The organism is Caballeronia telluris, from assembly GCF_001544495.1.
GTDB lineage: Bacteria > Pseudomonadota > Gammaproteobacteria > Burkholderiales > Burkholderiaceae > Caballeronia > Caballeronia telluris.
In genome coordinates this window covers 167,138-185,513 of the sequence record NZ_FCNZ02000012.1, presented here as the reverse complement: position 1 = coordinate 185,513, position 18,376 = coordinate 167,138, and the positions used below count along the sequence as shown (strand labels likewise).

Here is an 18,376-nt window from a genome sequence, read left to right as displayed (position 1 = left end):
TCCCGCCCCGGACAGGGGCAGAGCCAATAGACCGACGCGAAAACAAGTTCCACGCAAGCACAAAACCAGGAGACATCGATGGCAAATCGACGAATAGCGGTAATCGGATCGGGCCGGATCGGCCGGGCATGGTCGATAGTATTCGCGCGCGCGGGTTTCGACGTGCACCTTCACGACGCGGACCTCGCGATGCTCGACGGCGCGCTGCCGGCGATCAGTGAAAGCGTCCGCGACCTGGCCGAGTTCGGCCTGATCGAAGAAGATGTCGCCGCGATCGTCGCGCGCATCACGCCATGCGCGAGCCTCGCGGACGCCGTGCGCGACGTCGAACTCGTGCAGGAGAACATCGCGGAGATCGTCGAGGCAAAGCGCGCACTCTTCACCGAACTCGACCGCTTGACCCAACCCGACACCCTGCTGTCCAGTTCCACTTCCGGCCTGCCCGCGTCGACGTTCACCGAAGGCTTGCACGGCCGCGCGCGCTGTCTCGTCGGACATCCGGTGAATCCGCCCTCGCTCGTGCCGCTCGTCGAACTGTGCGGCGCGCCCTGGACCGCGCGCGAGACGCTAGAGCGCGCTCGCACGCTGTATGAGGAAGCAGGGCAGAAGCCGGTGACGGTCAATCGCGAGATCGCGGGCTTCCTGCTCAACCGCCTGCAAGGCGCGGTGCTCGACGAAGCGATGAGCCTCTACGAGCAAGGCTACGCAAGCGCCGCCGATCTCGACACCGTCATGCGCGACGGCCTCGCCATGCGCTGGTCCTTCATGGGCCCGTTCGAGACCATCGACCTGAACGCGCCGGGCGGCGTGCAGGACTACGCGGATCGCTATGGCGGCACCTATCGCTCGATTGCGGCGGAGCGCGTGCCGTTCGGCTGGTCCGCCGATACGATCGCAAAACTCGATGCCGAGCGCCGTGCGGTGCTCGATCGCGGCGACATCGAAACGCGCAGCCGCTGGCGCGATCGCAGGCTGATGGCGCTGCTCGCCCATCGCCGCGCGATCGCAAAGAAGGAACAGGACTGAAGCGCCGCTGAACCCAACACGGAGACGACGATGATCGAAACGCGATTGCTGGTCGATGCGAACAATCACCTCGGCGAAGGGCCGCTCTGGGATGTGAAGGAGGAACGGCTCTACTGGATCGACAGTACCGCCGCCGAGATCTACCGTTGCCGCGCGGACGGCAGCGAAGTCGAGCGCTTTTTCGTGCCGCGCCATATCGGCTCGATGGCGCTCAGGGAGAAGGGCGGCGCGGTGGTCGCGCTCGCGAACGGCCTGCATTTCTACGACTTCGACAAGCAGACGGTCCAGCTGATCGCGGACCCGGAGAGCGACGATCCCGAGACGCGCTTCAACGACGGCAAGGTGGATCGCAAGGGCCGGTTCATCGCGGGCACGATGGCCTACGATTTCGATCGCTACGACGCGGATCGCGGGCAACGTTCGACGCGAAGCGGCGGCCTGTACCGGCTGGATACGGACGGCAAGGTGACGCGGCTCGACGGCGGGATCAGTTGCTCGAACGGTCCGTGCTGGAGCCCCGACAATCGCACGCTCTATTTCACGGACACCTACGACAAGCAGATGTACGCCTACGATTACGACATCGAGACGGGCGCTGCATCGAACCGGCGCGTGTTCGCCTCGGCGCGCGACATGGCCGGCACCTTCGACGGCGCGACCGTCGATGCGGAAGGCTACGTCTGGTCGGCGCTCGTGTTCGGCGGACGCATCTTGCGCTACGCGCCCGATGGCACGCTCGATCGCGTCGTGCCGTTCCCGGTGCGCAACCTGACGAGCGTGATGTTCGGCGGCCCGAATCTGGACACTCTGTACGTCACGACGATGGGGCGCCCGATGTGGGGCATTCCGCAGAAAGAGCGCGACAAGGGCGGACTGTTCGCGGTGACGGGACTCGGCGTCAAGGGATTGCCGGAGCCGCGCTTCGGCGGTTAGCGAATCAGCGCCGTTCCAGCGAGGGCGAGCGCGAGTCGAGCGGTTCGTCATCGGCCGCGCTGTGCGCCGCGCCGGCAAACTCCTTCCGATAGGCGGCCGGCGTCGTCTCCTTGAGCGCGCGGAACTGCCGGTTGAAATGGGCGACGTTCGGAAAGCCGGAGCGTGCCGCGATCACCGAGACCGGCCACGACGTATCGGCGAGCATCCGGCAGGCGTGACCGACGCGCACGCGGTTCACATAACGCACCGCGCTCTCGCCGAGATGCTGCATGAAATAGCGATTGAGCGTGCGTTCGGAAAGCCTCGCGGCCGCCGCCAGTTCGCCGACCGTCAGCCGCTCGGCAAAGCGCGCCTCGATCACCGCCAGCGCGCGGTTGAGCCGCTCCGGCTCGTGGCCCGACGGGCGTCCGGCGCTGTCGACGTCGAATGCGCTCGGCGACGCGAGCGGCGTCGCGTCTTCATCGGCGAGCGCGCATAGCGCATCGAGCACGACGCCGAGCCGCTCGCGCGGCGAGTCGGACAGCAGTCCCGCGGCACGCGCGCGCAGCGCGGCGCCCGCTTCGGGACCGAACGCCAGCCCGCACGCGGCGCGTCTCAGCAGCCGATGCAGCGCCTCGAACTCCGGACAGCAGTCGGCCACCCGCCGCGCCCAGTCGCCGCTGAACCACACGACGATAGCGACCTGCGGCGCGCTGCCGTCGATCGAACGGTTCGACGACCACGTGTGCGGCAGATCCGGCGGCACCAGCACGAGGTCGTCGCCTTCATAGGTCGCGATCGAATCGCCGATGTAGCGCTTGCCGCGGCTGTTCATCGTCAGCGTGAGTTCGTACTCGGGATGGTGATGCCATTCGAAAGGAATGCGCGGCAGCTTTCGATGAAAGACGCGCACGGAGCAGCCCGCGCCCATCGCGACATGTTCGTAGGAAGGTTTCATGTCCGGAAACGCAAAGAAGTTGACCGGATGGTATCACTCGGAGCGGGCGCATCGGACTAAGCTCAGGGCATTCGACAACATCAGGAGACGCCATGAGTGCCCTTCAAATCGACGACTTGCCGTCCGCGATCCGCGCAGTGAAACGACAACTCCGGGCGGCGCTGCCCAACTACAGGGAGGTGTTCGGGCAGGTCGAGGCGGAGATCGAGCGCAAGGTCGCCCTCATCGTGAAAGAGCGCGGGCGCGGCGAATCGGTGATCCCCGAAATCCGCTTCCCGGACATCGCGGACGGACGGGTCAGCGACGAACAGATCGCGCGCGTCAAGGAACGCGGCGCGTGCGTCGTGCGCGGCGTTTTCAGTCTCGAACGCGCGGGCGAATGGGACGCACGCATCGCCGCGTATGTCGAGGAAAACCGGCTCGACGACAAACTCGCGCATCGGGCTGAAGACAAGTATTTCGGCAATCTGACGTCGAGCAAGCCGCAGATCTACGGCATCTACTGGTCCGCGCCGCAGGTCGAGGCCCGGCAATCGCCCGAACTCACGCAAACGCGCGTGTTCCTCAACCGGCTGTGGAAATGGGAGAGCGAGGGCCGCGTCCATTTCGATCCCGAGCGGGTTCCCGTCTACGCGGACCGCCTGCGACGCCGCCCGCCCGGGTCGGAGTCGCTGGGGTTGTCGGCGCATTGCGACGGCGGCTCGGTCGAACGATGGCTCGACGACAACTTCAGGCGCGTCTACCGGCATGTGTTCAGCGGCGACTGGCGTCGCTACGACGCCTTCGATGCCGCTTACCGGCCCGAGGTGCGGGAGCTGCCGTCGCCGGCCGTCTGCTCGATGTTCCGCACGTTTCAGGGCTGGACGGCGCTGACGCCGCAAGGCCCCGGCGACGGCACGCTGCAACTCGTGCCGATCGCGAATGCGATGGTCTATGTGCTCTTGCGCGCGCTGCAAGACGACGTCGCTGACGATGATCTGTGCGGCGCCCAGCCCGGCCGTGCGCTGTCCATCAAGCCGCAGTGGCACGGTCCGCTGCAAGAGGCGCTCTCATCGATTCCGCAGATGCAGGCGGGCGACACCGTGTTCTGGCACAGCGACGTGATCCACGCGGTGGAGGATGCGCATCGCGGAAGGGGGTACAGCAACGTGATGTACATCTCGGCGGCGCCGGCCTGCGCGAAGAACGATGCCTATCTGCGGCGCCAGTTGCCGGCGTTCCTGAAGGGAGAGAGTCCGCCGGATTTCCCGGCCGACCATTTCGAAACCGATTTCGCCGGCAGAGCGACCGAAGCCAGCCTGACGCCTCTCGGCAAGGCGCAACTGGGCTTCGGTCTCTGAATGGCGCTCACTCGTGCGCGCGCGGCGAAAACGCCGCCGTCACGCGACCGACAAGCGACCGGCGTAGAGCGGCTCGGGCAATCCTTTCACGCCCGGGCGGAGCGCGAACACGTGGCCGTCGTCGTCGTTCGCGTTCGCGCCCGGGCGGATCGAGGTGACGAACAGCGTGTCGAAATCGCTGCCGCCGAAAGCACACATCGACGGCTTGCTGGCCGGCACCGCGATCTCGCGGTCGAGCCGGCCTTGCGGGGTGAAGCGCAGTAGCTTCCCCGCATCGTTCGCGCAGGTCCAGTAGCAGCCGTCGGCGTCGACGGCGGCGCCGTCCGGGCGGCCAGAATAGTGATGCAGGTCCGCGAAGACGCGTCGATTGTGCGGCGTGCCGGTTTCGATGTCGAAGTCGAAGGCCCAGATGAGACGCCGCGTCGGATGCGAATCCGACAGATACAGCGTCGTGCCGTCCGGCGACCACGCGAGGCCGTTCTGCGTGACCAGCCCGTCCACGATGGGTGAAGAGAGCGTGCCATTCGCGTCGAAGCGATAGAGCGCGCCGGCCGTGCTGGCAAGCGACATGTCCTGCAACATCGTGCCGGCCCAGAAGCGTCCCTGGCGGTCGCAGCGGCCGTCGTTGAAGCGCATGCCGTCCGCCGCGAAATCGGGCGCGGCGAGGGGGCGCGTCGTGGCGTCGGCGCCTTCCAGCGTCACCGCGAAGAGGCCGCTTTCGAGCCCGGCGAGCACCGTGCCGTCGCGATCGAACGCAAAGCACGCGACCTGTTCCGGCATCGCCCATTCGCTGCGACGCCCGCTCGCGACCTCCAGCCGCACGATGCGCCGCGCCGGAATGTCGACCCAATACAGCGACGCTTCGCCCGCGTGCCACACGGGACACTCGCCGACCGTCGCGCGCCCGGCCGCGTCGAGCCGCTCCACGCGCGGCGCGGCGCTCATCGGCTGCGCTCCATCGGTTCGCCGAGCACGAACGGGCCGCCCTGGAAGCGCTGGGCGGGATCGTCGTGGTCGTCGGTCGGGGCCGAGGCCGGGAAGCGCTCGGCGAACGGCATGGAGCTGTCGCGCGGGTTGAAGCCGAGGAAACCCGCCTTCGTGTTGTCCCACCACTTAACCGGATTGTTCGACGCACCGTATGCGACGACGTGTCCGACGCGGTTCGTGAAGAGCGAGCAGCGCACGAGTTCGATCAAATCGCGATAGCTCAGGAACGTGACGAGCATGCGCGCATTTTTCGGCTCCTCGAACGACGAACCGATGCGCAGGCACACCGTCTCGATGCCGAAGCGGTCGTAGTAATAGCGCGACAGCGATTCGCCGAAGCATTTCGTCACGCCGTAGAGGCTGTCCGGGCGCTGCGGCGAGTCGGCGTCGAGCACTTCGGTCACGGGATGAAAACCGATCGTGTGATTCGAGCTCGCGAACACGACGCGCTTAACGCCGTGCCGGCGGGCCGCTTCGTAGAGGTTGTAGGTGCCGCGGATGTTGGCTTCGATCAGGTCGTCGAACGGCGCGTCGATCGAAATGCCGCCGAGATGCACGATCGCATCGACGCCTTCGACGAGATGCATGACCGCTTCGCGGTCGGACAGATCGACGACGTTCGTTTCTTCGTGCGGCGCGGGTTCGCCGAGCGCGGCGATGTCACTCACGCGCACGATGTCGGCCCAGTTCGCGAGCGCGCCGCGAAGCTGACAGCCCAGATTGCCGGCCGCGCCCGTCAGGAGCAGGCGGTGGAAGGGTTTTCGTGTCGGGTTCATGGGAAATTCCTCCAGGTGCTTCGAAAATTTGATTAAGGAAAACGTTTTCCAGACTATAACGGCGGCTGTCGTTCGACGTCAATTGGCGCCTGCCGGTGGCGGTTTCCCGAATGGATCGCCTGCCCGGCGCATGCCCGCGAATCGCGTTTTCTGCGACAATCCGTTAACAAACAGAGAAAACGTTACCCTCCGTATGAAAAAACTTTCCCCGACGATTCGCGACGTCGCTGCCGCCGCCGGCGTATCGGTGGCGACGGTCTCCAAGTACATGAACGGCGCGCAGCGCTTCTCGGCGCCCGTCGAGGCGAAGCTCAAGGCCGCCATCGAGGACCTCGGCTACCGTTCGAACCCGCTCGCGCGCTCGATGATCACCGGACGCACGCGCACCATCGGCCTCACGATTCTCGACATCGCCAATCCGCACTTCACGAACGTCGTGAAAGGCGCGAACCGCATCGCGCTGCGGCACGACTACACGCTGCTGCTCGTCGACATCGACGAAACGCAGGCGCTCGAACGCCCGCTGATCGAAGCGCTCGCGCAGCGCGTCGACGGCCTGATCGTGAGCTCGCGTCTCTCCGACGAGGAAGCGCGGTGGATGCTCGATCTCGGCAAGCCGCTCGTGCTCTTGCGCCGCAGCGACGAATTGCCGATTCCGAGCGTCGGCATCGACAACCGGCTGGCCGCCTACATGCTCGCGCGGCATCTGGTGAATCTCGGGCATCGCCAGATCGCGTATCTCGGCTTCGGACACGCGCGCATCAACGACGAGCGGATTCGCGGCGTGCGCGAGTGTCTCGACGAAGTGGGGCTCACGCTCGATGTTCACGACGCCCACGCGCCGACCGCCCGCGCGGGCGAACATGCCTGCTCGCGCGTGATGCTCGGGCCGCACCGGCCGCAGGCGGTGATCTGCTACAACGACCTGATCGCGCTCGGTTTCATGAAGGAAGCGGCTTCGCTCGGGATTCGCGTGCCTGAGGACGTCTCGGTGACGGGCGTCGACAACGTGCCCTACAGCGAGTACGCGTCGCCCGCGCTGACCACCGTCGACGTGCAAAGCGAGAAGATGGGCGAGCTCGCGATGCAAAAGCTCATCGACGCGCTCGCGGGTCATCCGGATACCGGGCATTCGATGTTCGAACCGCGGCTGATCGTGCGGGACTCGACGGCGCCCTGCCGTTGAAACGCGGCGCCCGCGCATCGAACCGGGCGGGCGCCGCATTGCTTCAGACCTCGAGTTTCGCCGGCTGCATGCGCGGCGTGAGGAAGTGCATGATCGCGAAGGCGATGAGATACGCCGAGGCGCCGATCGCGAACAGCACCCAGTAGTGGCCCGTGCGTTGCAGCACCTGGCCGATCACTTCCGAGAACAGCACACCGCCGATCGAACCGGCCATGCCGCCGATGCCGACCACGGCGCCGAGCGCGCGCTTCGGGAACAGGTCCGATGCGGTCGTGAACAGATTCGCCGACCAGCCCTGGTGCGCCGCCGCCGCGAGACCGACGATCGCCACCGCGCCCCACAGATTGTCGACTTGCGAGACGAACGCGATCGGCAGCACGCAGCAGGCGCAGATGAACATCGCGGTCTTGCGCGCGCCGTTCACGCTCCAGCCGGCACGCAACAGCGCCGACGAAATCCATCCGCCTCCGATACTGCCGATGGTCGTCATCGCGTAGATCACGACGAGCGGCAGGCCGATGTGCTGCATGTCCATGCCGCGCGATTCGTTGAGCCACTTCGGCAGCCAGAACAGGTAGAACCACCACACCGGATCGGTCAGGAACTTGCCGATGATGAACGCCCACGTCTGGCGCTTCTTGATCAGCACGCCCCAGCCCGGCGCGCGGGCGTTGACGTTGGCGGCGTCGAGCGCTTCGACTTCGTCCTGCGCTTCGGCCATTTCCTCGTCGCGGGAAGCCGGATCGGCCGAGCGGTAGAACGCGAACCAGAAGCCCAGCCAGACGATGCCGATTGCCCCGATCATCACGAATGCCGCGCGCCAGCCGAAGGCGAGCGCGAGCGGCGGAATGATCGCGGGAGCAAACACGGCGCCGATGTTCGCGCCCGAGTTGAAGATGCCGGTGGCGAGCGCGCGTTCACGGCGCGGAAACCATTCCGCCGTGGTCTTGATCGCGGCCGGGAAATTGCCGCCTTCGCCGATGCCGAGCAGCGCCCGCACCATCGCGAAACCGGTCACCGACCCCACCGCCGCGTGCAGCATCGCCGCGATGCTCCAGACCAGCATGGCGAGCGCATAGGAAACGCGCGTGCCGAGCCAGTCGACGATCCGGCCGAAACACAGGAGACCGACCGCGTAGAACGCCGAGAACGCGATCACGATCCGTCCATACTGAATCTGCGTCCAGCCGATGTCGTGCTGCAGGAGCGGCGCGAGCAGGCCGAGAATCTGCCGGTCCATGTAGTTGATGACGGTCGCGAAGAATAGCAGCGCGCACACGGTCCAGCGGTAGCGGCTGGCGGCGCGCACGACGCCGGCGACGGCAGTGTTCATGAGTGTCTCCGTTACGCGGCATCGCTCGTCGCGCCGCGCTCTCTGATCGGTAATGGCGACGAGCGCCGGGGCCTTTAGCGTCGCGCGGCGAGGCTTGCCGTGCGCTGCGTCTGCCATGTTTGGAAAACGTTTTTTTAGAATAGTGGCTTTGCCTGAGGTTGCCTAGTGCTCGGTTTCCCGGGGTCCGGCGCGTCAGGCCGTCGTGCCACGCTTCGTTTAAGTTAATCGTTTTCTAAAATGCGCACGATGATGCAGATTCGTCTGACGAGAGCAATCGAGCGCCGGGGAAATTGAAACGACCGGAAACGCGATTCGCGTTTCCAGTCGTGAGGGCGGCGTGGGTGCTGAATCCGCCGCGTTGCGCGGCGTCGGGGGCTATTTCTTGTCGAACGTGACGAGATTCTTGTCTTTCGTGTCCGCGATGAAGATCGCGAGCAGTTTCGCCGGTTCGGTATCGCTCGCGTTTTCGCTCACCGTGTGATGCGCGCCGGGCTTTTCGGTCCAGTGCTCGCCCGCGTGGAAGACGCGTGTCTCGCCGCCATCGACCTGGCTGCGGATCGCGCCCGAGAGCACATAGCCGACGACGAACGCCTGTCCGTGCCGATGCGACGGCGACTTGGCGCCGGGCGCGTACTCGACGACGAGCGCGGTCATCGTTTTGCCGGGAACGTTCGGAATTGCTTCGGCGAGTGCCGGCGTGATCGTTTCGTGCGCGGCGGTTTCGGCGGCGAAGGCGGTTTGCGAAGCCGTCGCGAGCGACAGCACGGCAAGCGCGGCGGCCGCCATCGAGCGGATATTCATGATGATTCTCCTGAGAATGTGCGTTTCGGTCAGAGCGCGCCGGCTTCTTCTTGCACGTTCGATGACGTTTCCACTTGCGCCCAGCGCGCCGCGATCGCGGACAACTCGTCGCGTGCGCGTTCGAGCGCCTGGGTGCGCGCTTCCTGATCCGAGAACTGGAGCGGCTGCGCATCGACGAAGGCCGGCTCCGCGACACCGAGGAACCCGAACGCGGCTCTGAGCGACGGCGTGAGCGCGTCCATCGACGAGAACGGCGTGCCCGGGCGCAGATCGGCGCCGCGGCTCGTGATGAAGATCACCTTCTGGCGTCCGAGCTGCCCCTCGATGCGGCCGTCTTCCGTATGCAGGTACGTGATGCCGGTGCGCGTGATGCTGTCGACGAAAGCTTTGAAGGCGGAGGGCATCGACCAGTTGTACATCGAGCGCGTCGGCTTCGAGCACGCGCCGGCACAAGGCGTCGGAGGCGGCGAGCGTCGCTTTCATCGCGGGCGTGCGGTCTTTCTCCGGCGTATAGATGGCGATGGCGTACGCTTCGGTGACGTGCGGCGGGGTATCGACCGTGACGTCGAGGTAGTCGATTTCGACGTCCACCCCTTCGGTGCGCAGACGCTCAATGAAGAATCGGCTCAACGCGCGCGAGTTGGATCGTTCGCGCTTCGCGCTCGCATCCACATGCATGACTTTCACGACTTTTCTCCTGGAAACAATGACTGACTGAAGTGGCCGCGTGTGCCGCGGCGGTTCGAATGACGGATGCGCGCGACGTCAGGCCGGCAGCTTGCGGAACGCAATCGCAAAGCGGTTCCACGCATTGATGGCGGTGATGAGCAGCGTCAGGTCGACGAGTTCTTCGTCGCTGAAATGCGGGCGCACGGCGTTCCACACGGCGTCGGGAACGTGTTCCTGCGACACCAGCGTCAGCGCTTCCGTCCATTCGAGCGCGGCGCGTTCGCGGTCGGTGAAGAACGGCGTTTCGCGCCATACGACGACCGTCGCCAGGCGGCGCTCCGTTTCGCCGCCCTTGCGTGCGTCGGTCGTGTGCATGTCGACGCAGTACGCGCAGCCGTTGATCTGCGACGCACGCAGACGAACCAGTTCTGTCAGCGATTTTTCGAGCGCCGACTTGCCGATACGCTTTTCGACACCGACCAGCGCTTCGATGGCGGCGGGGTTGGCTTTGTAGAAGTCGAGACGTTGTTCCATGATGGGCTCCTGAGGGTTGAACGCATGCAGCGATGCGATGAAGACAGATTACGCGCACGACTGGCCTTCGAAAACGACCAGTTTTGGCGAATTCGAGGTAGCCAGTGCGCAGTCTTCGGGACCCGTTTCAGGAGAGCGGCGCGGACGGTGGCGGGAACCGCCTAGCCGATGTGCGCGGCGAAGCCGTTCATCTCAGGCGCAATCTCCGGGCGCAGCGTCAGCGCGGGGATGTCGTACGCGCCCGCGTTCTGTGGACGAAAGGCGATAGGCGCCGTATTCGCGAGGTCGTCGAGACGTCGTCCGAGTTCGTCGCACAGGGTTGCGAATCGCGCTTCGTCGGTCCGGCCGGTCCGGTAGACCACGAACGGCGGCAGGACGTCGAATCCCGGGTAATACAGAATCCCGTGATGGATGGGGAACAGGATGTCGTCGATCGGTCCGTTGATGCCGCGCGCACTGTAGTGCGACTCCCAGCCGCCCACGGTGACGACGAGCATCGCCCGCTTGCCCGCGAGCGTGCCTTCTCCATAACGGTCGCCCCAGCGCGCGTCGGAGTGCTCGCCGACGCCATACGCGAAGCCGTAGGCATAGACGCGCTCGACCCAGCCTTTCAGGATCGCCGGCATCGAGAACCACCATAGCGGGAACTGAAGGATGAGCGTGTCCGCCCATCTCAGCTTCTCCTGCTCGCGCGCGATGTCCTCGCTTTGCAGGCCATGCTCGAACGCATGCTTCGAATCGAGCGATGGATCGAAGCGCAGATCGCGCGGTGCGACGCGGCTGTCGTTCGCATCGAGCGATGCCTTCCAGTTCATTGCGTACAGGTCCGAAACCTGAACGGCGTGTCCCGCCTCTTCGAGTCGCTTGACCGAGAAATTCCTGAGCGAGCCGTTCAGCGAGCGCGGTTCGGGATGCGCGTAGACCACAAGAATATTCATGGATGACCTCCATTGCCAGAAACAGGCAGGATAGGTTTGCGTCCGGTATATTGGAAATGAATTTCCAATATTGCAGGTATTGCGATGAATAATCTCAGGCGGCTGGATCTCAATCTGCTCGTCACGCTCGATGCGCTGCTCTCCGAACACAACGTCACGCGTGCGGCGGAACGCCTGAACTTCTCGCAGCCATCGGTGAGCGTGCATCTCGCGAAGCTGCGGGACATCTTCGGCGATCCGCTTCTGTTGCCGGGGCCGCGCGGGATGCGGCCCACCGCGCGAGCCGACGCGTTGCGCGCGCCACTGAGGGAAGCGCTCGAAGCGCTCGGACGCGCGGTGTCGCCCGCCAGTCCTTTCGACCCGGCTTCGGCGACTCATACGTGGCGCGTCGCCGCGACCGACTACAGCGAATCGACGGTTCTGCTGCCGGCGCTCGGCGGATTGCGCACGGCGGCACCGCGCACGCGGCTGGCGGTTCTGGAACTCGCTCCGCCGCACATCGCGAGGCAAGCGGAGCAGGGCGTGATCGATCTGGCCTTGCATACGAGCGACGAAGCGCCAGCGGGCTTGCGTCGCCGTCCGCTCTTTACCGAGCGATATGTGCTGGCCGGGCGCGCGGGTCATCCGCGCCTGAAAAGAAAGCCCACGCGAACGCAATTCTGCGCACTCGATCATGTGATCGTGTCGCCGGATGGCGGCGGGTTTCGCGGCGTTACGGATGAAGCGTTGTCGGAAGCGGGTCTCACGCGGCGCGTCGTGCTGTCCGTGCCGCACTTCCTGTTCGTCATGTCGGTGCTGGCGAACACCGATCTCGTCGCAATGCTGCCCGCGCGGCTCGTTCGCGATTCGCCTGCGCTGAGGATCGTCGAGCCGCCCGTCGATGTGCCGGGCTACGAGATGGCGATGCTCTGGCATGAGCGCTCGCATCGCGACCCCGCGCATTCATGGCTGCGGGAACACATCGCGGCTTCGGTGTGAAGCGATGCGGCGGCGCTTAACCGCCTCGCGCAAGCCCCGTTTCCCTGGCGACGCCGTTCCACAGATGCATCGCGGCATACGCGCGCCACGGACGCCAGCGCTCGGTCCTTGCACGCTGCTGCGCCGCCTTCACGAGCGACGGGTCGCGCCGGGCGATGGCCTGCATCAGCACGAGGTCGGCTTCCGGCCACGCGTCGGGATCGCGCAATGCACGCATCGCGACATAGCCGACGGTCCACGGCCCGATGCCGGGCATCGCGAGCATGTCCCGCTGCAACGCGAGCGGATCGGCGCCGGGCGTGTCGAGCGGCAGCGCGTCGCTCGCGACGGCCTGCGCGAAACGCTGCACGGTGGCGATCCGCTTGGTCGGCATGCCGATTAGGTCGAGATTGGCTGCGGCCAGTTCGGCGGGCGTCGGGAAGCGCCAGGCGGTGCCTTCGTGCGGATGGCCGTCGATGCGCTTGCCCGCGCGCTGCACGATGCGGCTCATGATCGTCGACGCGCCCTTCACGCTCACCTGTTGCCCGACGATCGTCCGGACGACGAGTTCGAAGCCCGACCACGCGCCCGGCACGCGCAGCCCCGGCGAGGCTTCGACCAGCGGCGCGAGCCAGGGGTCAGCTGACAGCGTGCGGTCGATTGCTTTGGGATCGGCGTGCAGGTCGAACATGCGCGCGACGGGCGCGGCGAGATCGTCTTGATGACGCCGCACGTCGCCGTCGATCGTCACGATGAGGCGATGCTTGCGCGGATGACGCGTGACCTCGATCGTTCCGCTGTCACCGTTCCATTCGATCGCGCGGCGGTAGGTGCTCCCTTCGACCGATTCGACGCCTGCCGACGCCCGCCCCGCGATGAACGAGAGCAGATGCGTCCAGTCGAACGGAGTCTTGAACGGGAGTTCCAGCGTGGTCCTGGCCTGATGGATGGGAGTCGCCATGATTCCTTGCGAACGCGAGCTTCCCGGCCCGCGTGAATGACAGTGAGGGTCACAGTGTAGGCGCTTTGCCGCGCGAGGCGCGCGCGGGCGATAAGATGGAACGGTCAGACAATGCGCATCGACAGAGAAAGGACACGTGGTCACCAAGAAGAACAGTCAGCCCGCCAAGCGCGCGGCGAAAAAAGCGGCGCGTCCCGTGCGGACGCAACCGGTCGACGTGATCGTCGGCGTGGATGGTCTCGCGCGTCCGCCGTGGGCCGCGACGGATGCGTTGCTGCAGGCGTATTACGACACCGAATGGGGCATGCCCGTGCGCGACGAGCGCGGGCTGTTCGAGCGCCTGAGCCTCGAAGCGTTCCAGTCGGGACTCTCGTGGGCGACGATCCTGCGCAAGCGCGACGCGTTCCGCGAAGTATTCCTCGATTTCAATCCGGACGCCGTCGCGGCTTTTTCGGAAGGGGACGTCGCGCGCCTGATGGCCGACGAGCGCATCATTCGCAACCGCGCCAAGATTCTCGCGACCATCGGCAATGCACGGGCGACCGTGCGTCTGCGCGATGAAGGCGGGCTCGCCGCGTTCATCTGGTCGTTCCAGCCGAAGGTCACGCCCGCGCCCACGCTGCTTTCCGACATCCCGACCACGTCGGCCGAATCGGTTGCATTGAGCAAGGCGCTGCGCGCGAAGGGTTTCGTTTTCGTCGGCCCGACGACGATGCACGCGCTCATGGAAGCGACGGGCATTGTCGATACGCATCTCGTCGACAGTCATCGCCGAGGGTCGTCGGGCGTGTGGCCGCGCGAGTAGCACGGCGAAAACGCGGATCGCTAACGCTTGCCCGAGAAAAACGCGTCGAGCTGTGGATTCGACGCGGCCTTGGCGAACCCGTCGAAGCTTCCGCCCGCCAGCAATTGCGCCACGCGCATGAACTCGCCCCACACGGTGCGCGCGAGCGCGCTGCCGACGCTGATGCGACGCACGCCGAGCCTGGCGATGTCGTCGAAGGTGAGATCCGTCGCGGAACTGACAAGCAGGTTCAGCGGCGCCGGTGCCACGGCGGCGACCGCTTCGGCAATCTGCTCGCGCGTCTTCAGGCCCGGCGCGTACAGACAGTCCGCGCCCGCGTCGCGATAGGCGACCAGGCGGGCGATGGTGTCGCGCAAATCGTTGCGCCCGTGCAGGAAGTTCTCCGCTCGGCCGATCAGGAGCGCGTCGTTGCCGGCTTCGTCGAACGTGCGTCGGGCCGCTTCGATGCGCGCGATCGCGACGTCGAGCGGATAGATCGGATTGGCGGCGTCGCCGGTGGCATCTTCGATCGACAGGCCCGCGATGCCGGTATCGAGCGCAAGCCGCACGTTATGGGCGAGCTCGGCCGGATCGTGCGCGAAGCCGTTCTCGAAGTCCGCGTTCAACGGCAGGTCGGTTGCCGACGCCATGTCGCGAAGATGGGCGAGCACCTGGTCGAGCGTGACGCCGTTGTCGGGCTGGCCGAGCGTCCACGCGAAACCGGCGCTCGTCGTGGCGAGCGCCTTGAACCCCAGGCTCTCCAGATAGCGGGCGCTTCCGATGTCCCACGGATTCGGCAATACGAAGCAGCCCTCATCGTGCAACGCGCGAAACGTTGCGCGCTTTTCTGCGGTCGAACGCGGCATGGATCGATTCCTTTCGAGTTGTGTTCAACGGATTGACTGGAACGCATTGCAGGATAGCCCGGCGAGCCGCAGCTGGCTACTGGGCTAGCCGCGTGCGGAAAACAATCGATGCGGGAAATTTTCACGGCATGGAATTGGCGCTCGATGCCGGTCTCCCGCCGTCATGCCGATCCACTACCTTCGCCGCCTGACTGCCCGCAATCGCACCGCCTGGCTCGCGGGCGCGTTTGGATTCAGGCACGCCGGTTTCGTCGCGTCGGTTCCGTTCGCCACGATCCTCGTCGTGTTCGCCGTGGCCTCCGTGCTCGACGACCTGCGCGGCAGGAGCATGCGCGCTTGAACGCGCGATCCTTCGGTCTCCAGAGCTTCGCGGGAGAACGACGTCGATGTCGCTCGTCGCTTCCACGCGCGGCCTCGCGCTGATGCCGGAGTAGGCGAACAACCTGCTGCCGTGGTCGGTCGTGAGCCGGGCGAATGCTTCGCCCACGCTCGAACTATTTCTGTCGAGAGTGGACGAATTGACGGCGGCGCGGACCTAAGCCGCGTCGTCCGGATCGTTCGTGCCTTCGAGGTCGTCCGCCTGACGCCTCGGCCGTCGGACGGCCCGCACCTTCCCGCTGCTTCCGCCGCCGCAGTAGAACCGGTCGCCGCCATCGGATTCGAGCCCCGACACGCCGACGCCAGCCGGCATGTCGAGACGCTCCAGCAACTCGCCCGTGCGCGCATCGATCCGCCGCAGTTCGCTCTCGCCCGCTTCCAACGTGGCGTGCCAGAGTTCTCCATCGACCCAGGTGACGCCGGTGACGAAGCGGTTGGATTCGATGGTGCGAAGCACGGCCCCGGTCTGCGGATCGACCTGATGGATTTTCCGCTCCTGATACTGACCGACCCAGAGCGTTCCTTCGGCCCACGCGAGTCCCGAATCGCCGCCGCCACCGGGCGCCGGGATCGTGGCGAGCACGCGGCCGGTCTTCGGATCGATCTTCTGGATGCGCTGTTCGGCGATCTGATACAGATGCTCGCCGTCGAAGGCCGTCCCCGCATGGGCCGCGACGTCGATCGAACGCACCGTCTCGCCGCTCGCCGGATCGAGCGCGTTCAGCTTGTCGCCCGTGGCGAACCACACTTGCTGGCCGTCGTACGTGACGCCATGCACTTTGTCGATGCCCGGAAAGGGCCCATATTCACGCACGATTTCAGCCGCTGATCGGTTCATGGTCGGATCCTGTTTATAGGTTTCACGCTCCCATCCTAGTCGCCCGACAGCGAGGCGGGGAGTAACAAGGTCGTCGTGAATCCGGGCACGGGCGGCGTCATCCAGCGGCGCGCCCGTCCGCGGCCGAAGGACTGCACCTTGCCTGCCGTCGCGAGCGAATCGAGCGCCCGCTGCACGGTGCGCTGGCTGGCTCCGAGCGCAAGGGCAAGGGCGGAACTGGACCACGACTCGCCGTCCGCGAGACAGGCGAGCATCGCCGCATGCGCCTCTTCGACGGGCCGCGCCATCACCACGACCTCGCGCGCGCCGCGTGGCGAGAGCGCAAAGCCTTGCTTCGTGGCGTTCACGTCGGCGAGCGGCCCGAGCATCGCGCGAAGCCGCCCGATTTCGACGCGCAAGCGCGCGCGGTGCGTTTCGTCAGCGTGCTTGGTGCGAAAGGCCCGCGCGATGAGCACATCTCTCGGCACGTCCGACGGCCATGCTTCGCCGAGCGCACGCGCGAGCGCGAACAGCACCGGCCGGCTTGCGAGCGGCACCCGCGTGCGCGCATCGCGCACGACGAGACGGCACGCATCCACGACCAGCGCCTCCGACGCAAGCAGCGCCTCGACGTCGTCGAGGAGGAGCAGCCGTTCCTCGCCGCGTGCGATGAGGCGCGCCGCAGGGGCGTTCAAAACGAGGTAAGCGCTTTCGACTTCGGCCGCGAGCGCGGGGATGCGCGCCTGTTGCGCGGCGCGCTCGGCGCGGGCGAGCGCCGCGCGCGCGGGCTTCGTCCGCAGGCGCCGCATCGCGATGCCCGCGACGACCAGTTCGTGGGCGGCGCGCAATGCGGGCGGGAATGGCGTCGGGTCGAGCGCGTCGAGCGTGCGCTCCGCATCGTCGATGCGACCGATCAGAAGCAGACGCCGCACGCCGAGATAGCGCGCATGCGCGGCGTTCAGCCGGTCGCCGTGCGCTTCGAGCGTCGCCCGCGCGGCGTCGAGCGCTTTCGTCGGCCAGTTCAGGTCGCGCGAGACGAGGGCGATCTCCGCCTCGGCGACGACGCATCGCGCCCGCGCCACCGCCTCCTTCGAACCGAAAGCGCGGGCCGCGCTGCGCACGAGCGCCTTCGCGCGCACGAGGTCGCCGAGCTGCGCCATCGCGATGCCTCGGAGTGCGAGCGCGGGCGCGTCGTCGCGCAAGGCCACGCGGTTCAGCGCGCCGAGCGGATCGCCGGCTGCGAGCGCACGCGCCGCCGCCGTGATCAGCGAGTCCATCGTCTAGTCGAATCCCGCCACACTTGTCACTCCCGCCGTCCGAAGCCCGGTACTAATCTAGCACGACGATCCGGGAGCGAGCGATGTCAGGACGGACGGTTTCCGAGCGGGGTTTCATCGGCGTGTCGGCGTTGCTTTTCGCCGCGAGCGTTGCGACGACGGTCGTCTGGTGCGCCTCGATGTCGGCGATGGGCGAGATGCCGATGCCCGGCGGCTGGACGATGTCGATGGCATGGACACCGATGTGCGGCCAGTCGTGGTTCGTCGTCGCGGCTTCGTTCATCGGCATGTGGGCCGTCATGATGGTCGCGATGATGCTGCCGTCGCTGATGCCGATGCTGCGGCGCTATCGCGAGGCCGTCGCTGCGAGCGGCGCGACGCGTCTCGGCTGGTTGACCGCTACGGTGGGCGTCGGGTATTTCATCGTGTGGAGTGCGGCTGGCGTGGCGGTCTTCGCGCTGGGCGCCGCGCTGGCGGCGGTCCAATTGCGGTTTCCCGCGCTGGCGCGTGCCGCGCCGGTTGCGATGGGGGTGGTCGTCGTGATCGCGGGCGGGCTGCAGTTCAGCGCGTGGAAGGCGCGTCATCTTGCCTGCTGCCGGGAAGCACCCGCACGCGGGCAGGTATTGCCGGCCCGCGCCGGGACGGCATGGCGATACGGACTGCACCTCGGCTTTCACTGCATCGGTTGCTCCGCCGGTTTGACGGCCATCTTCCTCGTCAGCGGCGTCATGGACTTAAGCGCGATGGCCGTCGTGACGGCCGCCGTGACGGCCGAACGCATCGCGCCGGCCGGCCAGAGCGTTGCGCGAGGCATCGGTGCGATGGCGGTCGGCCTGGGGCTCTGGCTGATCGTGCGGGCCGCCGTGTCCGGATGAC

The 18,376-nt window shown here is 66.4% G+C and carries 19 protein-coding genes and 2 pseudogenes; 9 read left to right on the top strand and 12 right to left on the bottom strand.

Going from position 1 to position 18,376, the window contains the following annotated elements; all coding sequences use genetic code 11:
- The first annotated feature begins 78 nt into the window (after positions 1-78).
- Together AWB66_RS17470 and AWB66_RS17465 are read left to right on the top strand one after the other, a co-directional pair.
- On the top strand, positions 79-1,026 hold the full coding sequence (locus AWB66_RS17470) for a 3-hydroxyacyl-CoA dehydrogenase (RefSeq protein ID WP_087631432.1): 948 nt from the start codon (positions 79-81) through the stop codon (positions 1,024-1,026).
- A 30-nt stretch (positions 1,027-1,056) separates the two neighbouring features.
- On the top strand, positions 1,057-1,959 hold the full coding sequence (locus AWB66_RS17465) for an SMP-30/gluconolactonase/LRE family protein (RefSeq protein WP_087631431.1): 903 nt from the start codon (positions 1,057-1,059) through the stop codon (positions 1,957-1,959).
- Positions 1,960-1,963: 4 nt separating this feature from the next.
- Here the strand turns inward: AWB66_RS17465 and AWB66_RS17460 are convergent, their stop codons facing one another.
- Positions 1,964-2,896, bottom strand: a complete 933-nt coding sequence (locus AWB66_RS17460) for a helix-turn-helix domain-containing protein (protein WP_087631430.1) — start codon at positions 2,894-2,896, stop codon at positions 1,964-1,966.
- A gap of 92 nt (positions 2,897-2,988) precedes the next feature.
- Here AWB66_RS17460 and AWB66_RS17455 point away from each other — a divergent pair, with 92 nt between their 5' ends.
- On the top strand, positions 2,989-4,236 hold the full coding sequence (locus tag AWB66_RS17455; protein ID WP_087631429.1) for a DUF1479 domain-containing protein: 1,248 nt from the start codon (positions 2,989-2,991) through the stop codon (positions 4,234-4,236).
- A gap of 39 nt (positions 4,237-4,275) precedes the next feature.
- Here AWB66_RS17455 and AWB66_RS17450 read toward each other — a convergent pair whose 3' ends face one another.
- Both AWB66_RS17450 and AWB66_RS17445 read right to left on the bottom strand, forming a co-directional pair.
- The gene (locus tag AWB66_RS17450) at positions 4,276-5,181 is read right to left on the bottom strand and encodes an SMP-30/gluconolactonase/LRE family protein (protein WP_087631428.1); all 906 of its coding nucleotides are present in this window, start codon (positions 5,179-5,181) and stop codon (positions 4,276-4,278) included.
- On the bottom strand, positions 5,178-5,999 hold the full coding sequence (locus AWB66_RS17445; RefSeq protein WP_087631427.1) for an NAD-dependent epimerase/dehydratase family protein: 822 nt from the start codon (positions 5,997-5,999) through the stop codon (positions 5,178-5,180). The genes AWB66_RS17450 and AWB66_RS17445 overlap by 4 nt, the downstream gene beginning before the upstream one ends.
- A gap of 193 nt (positions 6,000-6,192) precedes the next feature.
- On the opposite strand from AWB66_RS17445, the gene AWB66_RS17440 reads away from it, so the two are divergent.
- A complete protein-coding gene (locus AWB66_RS17440) occupies positions 6,193-7,185 on the top strand; it encodes a LacI family DNA-binding transcriptional regulator (RefSeq protein WP_087631426.1) in 993 nt (330 codons plus the stop codon).
- A 43-nt stretch (positions 7,186-7,228) separates the two neighbouring features.
- On the opposite strand, the gene AWB66_RS17435 is transcribed toward AWB66_RS17440, so the two are convergent.
- From AWB66_RS17435 to AWB66_RS17415, 5 genes and pseudogenes are all read right to left on the bottom strand, one after another.
- Positions 7,229-8,518 carry an MFS transporter gene (locus AWB66_RS17435; RefSeq protein WP_087631425.1) on the bottom strand — a complete coding sequence of 430 codons (1,290 nt, stop codon included), beginning with the start codon at positions 8,516-8,518 and terminating at the stop codon, positions 7,229-7,231.
- Positions 8,519-8,893: 375 nt separating this feature from the next.
- Positions 8,894-9,319 (bottom strand): cupin domain-containing protein, encoded by a 426-nt coding sequence (locus tag AWB66_RS17430; RefSeq protein ID WP_087631424.1) that lies wholly within the window; start codon positions 9,317-9,319, stop codon positions 8,894-8,896.
- 29 nt (positions 9,320-9,348) lie between these two features.
- Positions 9,349-10,006 (bottom strand): annotated as a pseudogene (locus AWB66_RS17425) (NAD(P)H-dependent oxidoreductase).
- Between the two features lie 78 nt (positions 10,007-10,084).
- Positions 10,085-10,522: a carboxymuconolactone decarboxylase family protein gene (locus tag AWB66_RS17420; RefSeq protein ID WP_087631423.1), complete on the bottom strand. Its 438-nt coding sequence runs from the start codon at positions 10,520-10,522 to the stop codon at positions 10,085-10,087.
- Positions 10,523-10,683: 161 nt separating this feature from the next.
- Complete coding sequence (locus AWB66_RS17415; RefSeq protein ID WP_087631422.1) at positions 10,684-11,460, bottom strand: NAD(P)H-dependent oxidoreductase; 777 nt, start codon at positions 11,458-11,460, stop codon at positions 10,684-10,686.
- An 84-nt stretch (positions 11,461-11,544) separates the two neighbouring features.
- Between AWB66_RS17415 and AWB66_RS17410 the strand changes: the two genes are divergently transcribed.
- The gene (locus AWB66_RS17410; protein ID WP_087631421.1) at positions 11,545-12,438 is read left to right on the top strand and encodes a LysR family transcriptional regulator; all 894 of its coding nucleotides are present in this window, start codon (positions 11,545-11,547) and stop codon (positions 12,436-12,438) included.
- Between the two features lie 16 nt (positions 12,439-12,454).
- Here AWB66_RS17410 and AWB66_RS17405 read toward each other — a convergent pair whose 3' ends face one another.
- On the bottom strand, positions 12,455-13,378 hold the full coding sequence (locus tag AWB66_RS17405; RefSeq protein ID WP_087631420.1) for a DNA-3-methyladenine glycosylase family protein: 924 nt from the start codon (positions 13,376-13,378) through the stop codon (positions 12,455-12,457).
- A gap of 136 nt (positions 13,379-13,514) precedes the next feature.
- On the opposite strand from AWB66_RS17405, the gene AWB66_RS17400 reads away from it, so the two are divergent.
- Positions 13,515-14,183 carry a DNA-3-methyladenine glycosylase I gene (locus AWB66_RS17400; protein ID WP_087631419.1) on the top strand — a complete coding sequence of 223 codons (669 nt, stop codon included), beginning with the start codon at positions 13,515-13,517 and terminating at the stop codon, positions 14,181-14,183.
- 20 nt (positions 14,184-14,203) lie between these two features.
- Here AWB66_RS17400 and AWB66_RS17395 read toward each other — a convergent pair whose 3' ends face one another.
- Positions 14,204-15,028, bottom strand: a complete 825-nt coding sequence (locus AWB66_RS17395; protein ID WP_087631418.1) for an isocitrate lyase/PEP mutase family protein — start codon at positions 15,026-15,028, stop codon at positions 14,204-14,206.
- Between the two features lie 163 nt (positions 15,029-15,191).
- Between AWB66_RS17395 and AWB66_RS33705 the strand changes: the two genes are divergently transcribed.
- The gene (locus AWB66_RS33705; protein ID WP_159462915.1) at positions 15,192-15,368 is read left to right on the top strand and encodes a hypothetical protein; all 177 of its coding nucleotides are present in this window, start codon (positions 15,192-15,194) and stop codon (positions 15,366-15,368) included.
- 43 nt (positions 15,369-15,411) lie between these two features.
- Positions 15,412-15,567 (top strand): annotated as a pseudogene (locus AWB66_RS34400) (LysR family transcriptional regulator); the annotation flags it as partial.
- On the opposite strand, the gene AWB66_RS17385 reads toward AWB66_RS34400, so the two are convergent.
- Positions 15,564-16,244 carry a Vgb family protein gene (locus AWB66_RS17385; RefSeq protein WP_087631417.1) on the bottom strand — a complete coding sequence of 227 codons (681 nt, stop codon included), beginning with the start codon at positions 16,242-16,244 and terminating at the stop codon, positions 15,564-15,566. The pseudogene AWB66_RS34400 and the gene AWB66_RS17385 overlap by 4 nt on opposite strands.
- Positions 16,245-16,279: 35 nt before the next feature.
- Positions 16,280-17,500, bottom strand: coding sequence for a helix-turn-helix domain-containing protein (locus tag AWB66_RS17380; RefSeq protein ID WP_087631416.1), 1,221 nt, complete (start codon positions 17,498-17,500; stop codon positions 16,280-16,282).
- Between the two features lie 83 nt (positions 17,501-17,583).
- Here AWB66_RS17380 and AWB66_RS17375 point away from each other — a divergent pair, with 83 nt between their 5' ends.
- Complete coding sequence (locus AWB66_RS17375; protein ID WP_087631415.1) at positions 17,584-18,375, top strand: DUF2182 domain-containing protein; 792 nt, start codon at positions 17,584-17,586, stop codon at positions 18,373-18,375.
- Position 18,376 lies beyond the last annotated feature (1 nt).